The sequence below is a fragment of the uncultured Caballeronia sp. genome (assembly GCF_964243625.1).
Taxonomy (GTDB): domain Bacteria; phylum Pseudomonadota; class Gammaproteobacteria; order Burkholderiales; family Burkholderiaceae; genus Caballeronia.
This window is the reverse complement of sequence record NZ_CAXTGZ010000492.1, coordinates 1-4,556: the sequence shown is the minus strand read 5'-3', so window position 1 is coordinate 4,556 and position 4,556 is coordinate 1. Positions and strand designations below refer to the sequence as shown.

Below are 4,556 nucleotides of genomic sequence, written 5' to 3'. Positions count from 1 at the left end.
CACCAGAGCGACGTGCCGCCGACTTCCGGATACAGCTTGCGCCACTTGCGCAGCGGATCGCCGCCGTTCGGATCTTCGATCTTGATGACGTCAGCGCCGAACTCGCCCATGAAGCGCGAGGCGAACGGCCCGGCGATCAGCGTGCCGAGTTCGAGCACCTTGACGCCGGCGAGCGGTCCCGAGGTTGCGCTCATGGTGTCTCCTGCATTGTTGTTGTGAATTGCTTAAAGCGGAATCTCGAGCGCCTGGAAACGCGGCGCACCGTTTGAGAGCGTGTCGTTGAAGATCGCGGCCGGCCGCACCCACAGGCCGTGGTCGTGAGGCCACAGATGTTCGTAGACGATCATGGGCTCTTCAGTTTCGGAATGCCGCGCCACGCCAATCACACGATACAACCCGCCCTTGTAATGGCGATGTGTGGCCAATGCCAGTGCTTCTGCTTCGGTCATGTCGTTGTATGTCCTCAGGTCTATACCGAACGGCGATCCAGCATCGCGCGCGCGATCGTGCCTGCATCGACGTATTCGAGTTCCCCGCCCACCGGTACGCCGCGCGCGAGCCGCGTCACCTTCAGGCCCTTGGATTTCAGCGTCTGCGCGAGGTAATGCGCGGTCGCTTCGCCCTCGTTCGTGAAGTTCGTGGCGAGCACGATCTCCTTCACGATGCCATCGGTGGCGCGCTGGATCAGGCGATCGAAATGAATTTCCTTCGGCCCGATACCATCGAGCGGACTCAGCCGCCCCATCAGCACGAAATACAAGCCGCTATAAGTCAGCGTCTGTTCGAGCATGATCTGGTCGGCGGGCGTTTCGACCACGCAGAGCAATTCGGCGTCGCGCTCGGGATCGCTGCAGACTTCGCAGATCGCCGCCTCGGTGAACGTGTTGCATTTCTCGCAGTGCTGCAGATGCTCGGTTGCAAACATCAGCGACCGGCCGAGCTTTTCAGCGCCTGGCCGGTCATGCTGCATGAGGTGATAGGCCATGCGCTGCGCCGACTTGGGACCCACGCCCGGCAGAGCGCGCAGCGCTTCGACGAGCGCCGACAAGGCGGAAGGTTGTTTCATGCGCGGTGGCCGTTGCTCTGAGAGTTGGTGTGCTGGCAGCTTAGAACGGCAGCTTGAAGCCCGGCGGCATCGGCATGCCGGCGGTCATGCCGCTCATCTTTTGCTGCGTGGTGGCTTCGGCCTTGCGCACGGCGTCGTTAAATGCTGCGGCAACGAGGTCTTCCAGCATGTCCTTGTCGTCGGCGAGCAGGCTCGGATCGATCACGACCCGGCGCACGTCGTTCTTGCAAGTCATCGTTACCTTCACAAGGCCCGCGCCCGACTGACCTTCCACTTCGATCAGCGCGAGTTCGTCCTGCGCCTTCTTCATGTTGTCCTGCATTTGCTGCGCTTGCTTCATCAAGCCGGCGAGTTGGTTCTTCATCATGATCGGGCTCCTTGGGAAAACGGTATAGAAAATGGGTGTCTATCGCGTGGCTGGCGTTCAGTACACGGCCATGCCAGCGAAGAATGTGCGCTTCGTTGCGCTTGAAACGATGTTCTCTAAAAGCTCAATTCGCCGATGCCGCATTCTGCCCGCCGCCCTGTGCGCTGCTGCCGTTCTCCGGCGAGATCGGCTTGATGGACCCCTGCACGATACTCGCGCCGAAATCGCGAATCAGGGACTGCACGAACGGGTTCTGCGTGATTTCCTTTTCCGCTTGCTGCTGGCGCTGGGCGCGAAGAGCCGCATCGACGGCCGCAGCCGTACGGCGCGCCGCCCCGACGCTCACGACCACTTCGAGCGGCCGGCCAAGCTTGTCGGCCAACGCCGCTTTCAACTTGGCGACTTGCGCACTTTCCGCGTATTGCGGAACCGGCACGACCAGTGTGATCGATCCGGCGCCGCATGCGGTCAGCTCGCTATTGAACGCAAGCTGATAAGCGATGCCCTTCAACGGCAAATCCACGGCCAGCGAAGGCCAGTCGCCTGTGACGCCAATAGCATCGAGCGGGACGGCCGGCGGGAGCGGACGGGTGTCGGCCTTGGCTGCGGGTTTGGTCTCGGTCCTCGAACCAGGCGAGTCATTGAAGCGTACGTCGTCGGGGCCGCTTTCGAACGAGGGCACGAAACCGTCGTCCGGCGCCATGAAATACCCATCGTCCGATGAAGCCGGTTGATAATCGTCCAGTGGAATCTCTTCCCACGGCGCAACGGCGCTGCTGTTATTGGCGCCGGCGGGCTCGTTTCTGTTGCGCGCGGACGCGTCGGGCCGGGCATCGCTCGCGGGCGCAGGCTGCACGGACGGCGCGGCTGGACGCCGTGGCACCGGAACCTGGACGATCGGCGCGGCCTTCGGCGTTACTGACTTGCGCGCCTGTTCTGCCGGACGCGCAACCCGGTCCGACGATACCCGCATGCCGGCGCTGCGCAGTACATCAAGCGCCGCACTCGCGCCACCGGGAGTCCGCAGAGAAGCTGTTGCCACTTTTTCGAGCGGTGCGCTTTCGCTGGGCTCGGCTACCACGCGCTCCGCGAGTTCCTGTGCAGCAGCAGCCATGGGCGCCCGCTCAGGCTCGGAAACTTCCGCAACAGCAGGTTCGCTGTCTGCAACAACTTCAGGTCCCGCGGTTTGAAGCGAAGAGGTATCGACGGGAGTTTGCGCATCGTCATTGCCTTGCTCGACCGGCGCATCCTGACCAGCCGGCGCGGCTGGCGACGTGCTGGAAACATCGGCGAAACTACCCTCGATACCCTTCGCGGCCTGCGCTTCTGATTCAGGAGCGTTGGCGGAAGCCTCTGCACTGGCCAGGGGCGCCTCGATCGTCTTCGGACTGCGTGCATCAGCATCGAGCTCCGGCGCGGCCGCCGCCTTCGGCGTCACGTCGGCCGCAGCGCGAATACCGCTGGCTGTCACCGCGCCCGGCGCCGCGCTGCGAGCGCTCGTGGCGCTCACGCCGGCTCCCGCAGCCTTGACACGCGCGCCGCCGCCCCCTCCTCCCGGACCACCCGCTGGTTCGAACGCCAGCATCCGCAGCAGCGTCATGGTGAACCCGGCGTATTCGTCGGGCGCGAGACCCAGTTCACCACGCCCGATGGTCGCGATCTGATAGAACAGTTGCACGTGCTCGGCGCTGAGGGCATCGGCAAAACGGCGGATATCGCCGGCCTCCGGCCATTCATCGAGCACCGATGCTGGCGCAAACTGCGCCCATGCAACCTTGTGCAGCAATCCGGCAAGATCCTGCAGCGCCGTGGAAAACGACAGGCTGCGCAACGCCATTTCGTCCGCGATAGCCAGCACGCCCGGCCCGTCGCCGATCGCGAGCGTATCGAGCAAACGGATCAGATAACTCTGGTCGAGCGCGCCGAGCATTCCGCGCACGGCTTCCTCGGTCACCTGGTTCGCCGAGTATGCGATGGCTTGGTCAGTGAGAGAAAGCGCGTCACGCATGCTGCCGTCAGCCGCACGCGACAACAACCGCAACGCCTGCGCCTCGTAAGGGATTTTTTCCTCGCCCAGCACGTGTTCCAGATGACCGACGATATGTCCCGCCGGCATCTGCTTCAAGTTGAACTGAAGACAGCGCGAGAGCACGGTGACCGGGATCTTTTGCGGATCGGTGGTGGCAAGGATGAACTTGACGTGTGCGGGTGGCTCTTCCAGCGTCTTCAACATGGCGTTGAATGCGTGGTTCGTGAGCATGTGCACTTCGTCGATCATGTAGACCTTGAAACGCGCATCGACCGGGGCGTACACGGCACGCTCGAGGAGCGCCGCCATCTCGTCCACGCCACGATTGCTGGCCGCGTCCATCTCCACATAATCGACAAAGCGTCCTTCGTCGATTTCCTTGCACGCCCGGCACACGCCGCACGGCGTTGAGGTCACGCCGGTCTCGCAATTGAGCGCCTTGGCGAAGATACGCGACAGCGTCGTCTTGCCGACACCGCGCGTTCCTGTGAACAGATAAGCGTGATGCAGCCGCCCGCCGTCGAGTGCGTGCGTGAGCGCGCGCACCACGTGCTCCTGGCCGACGAGCGAGGCGAAAGATTTGGGGCGCCACTTGCGTGCGAGAACTTGATAGGTCATGCCGAAATTGTATCAGCAACGTCAAGCGCCCAAAGCGTTTCCAAGGCGGTACGGCACGGGCTCGAACAACGCTCGGCGCGCTGCGGGAAACGCATTGAAATGCGATTCAGGCGGCCATACATTTGACGCAAAGGAAGCGAGAGCTGGAGCGAAAGATGCGAGGAAACAGCAGAGATAAAAACAGGGGAGATGAAGCGAAGGTGACGAGCCCGACCCTCGGCACTGGTAGAAAACGGCTGTGGCTGCTTCGTTCCCGACCTGACCAGGTTGACCGCGCCACCATGCGAGGAGGCCCGTCACGTCGAATCATATCACCGTGCGCCGCGCCGCGACAGCCCCAGGCTTGCATTTATGCGCCGCGAACGAGTGCGCCGCGACCCGTCCTATATAGAGATCCATGGAAAGCACCTAGCTCTTGCGAATCGTTCGGGCGGCCTCATCTGAGCGCTATCGGCGCCCGGCAACGGATAGCAAAG

At 62.9% G+C, this 4,556-nt stretch carries 5 protein-coding genes and 1 other RNA gene; all 6 read right to left on the bottom strand.

Annotation, left to right across the window (positions count from 1 at the left end; all coding sequences use genetic code 11):
• On the bottom strand, positions 1-194 hold a 194-nt coding region (locus tag ACFFAR_RS25465), incomplete at its 3' end, for a CoA transferase (protein ID WP_375508682.1).
• A 30-nt stretch (positions 195-224) separates the two neighbouring features.
• Positions 225-449, bottom strand: coding sequence for a DUF1653 domain-containing protein (locus ACFFAR_RS25460; RefSeq protein ID WP_174364614.1), 225 nt, complete (start codon positions 447-449; stop codon positions 225-227).
• 20 nt (positions 450-469) lie between these two features.
• Positions 470-1,066, bottom strand: a complete 597-nt coding sequence (gene recR, locus ACFFAR_RS25455) for a recombination mediator RecR (protein ID WP_061999549.1) — start codon at positions 1,064-1,066, stop codon at positions 470-472.
• A gap of 40 nt (positions 1,067-1,106) precedes the next feature.
• Positions 1,107-1,433: a YbaB/EbfC family nucleoid-associated protein gene (locus tag ACFFAR_RS25450; protein ID WP_056363948.1), complete on the bottom strand. Its 327-nt coding sequence runs from the start codon at positions 1,431-1,433 to the stop codon at positions 1,107-1,109.
• Positions 1,434-1,557: 124 nt separating this feature from the next.
• Complete coding sequence (locus ACFFAR_RS25445; protein ID WP_174364615.1) at positions 1,558-4,080, bottom strand: DNA polymerase III subunit gamma/tau; 2,523 nt, start codon at positions 4,078-4,080, stop codon at positions 1,558-1,560.
• 199 nt (positions 4,081-4,279) lie between these two features.
• Positions 4,280-4,378: signal recognition particle sRNA small type (gene ffs / locus ACFFAR_RS25440), an RNA gene on the bottom strand.
• Positions 4,379-4,556 lie beyond the last annotated feature (178 nt).

Coding starts and splice junctions, on each gene's coding strand:
- ACFFAR_RS25460 (WP_174364614.1), bottom strand. CDS start 449: ATGACCGAAGCAGAAGCACTGGCATTGGCCACACATCGCCATTACAAG.
- recR (WP_061999549.1), bottom strand. CDS start 1,066: ATGAAACAACCTTCCGCCTTGTCGGCGCTCGTCGAAGCGCTGCGCGCT.
- ACFFAR_RS25450 (WP_056363948.1), bottom strand. CDS start 1,433: ATGATGAAGAACCAACTCGCCGGCTTGATGAAGCAAGCGCAGCAAATG.
- ACFFAR_RS25445 (WP_174364615.1), bottom strand. CDS start 4,080: ATGACCTATCAAGTTCTCGCACGCAAGTGGCGCCCCAAATCTTTCGCC.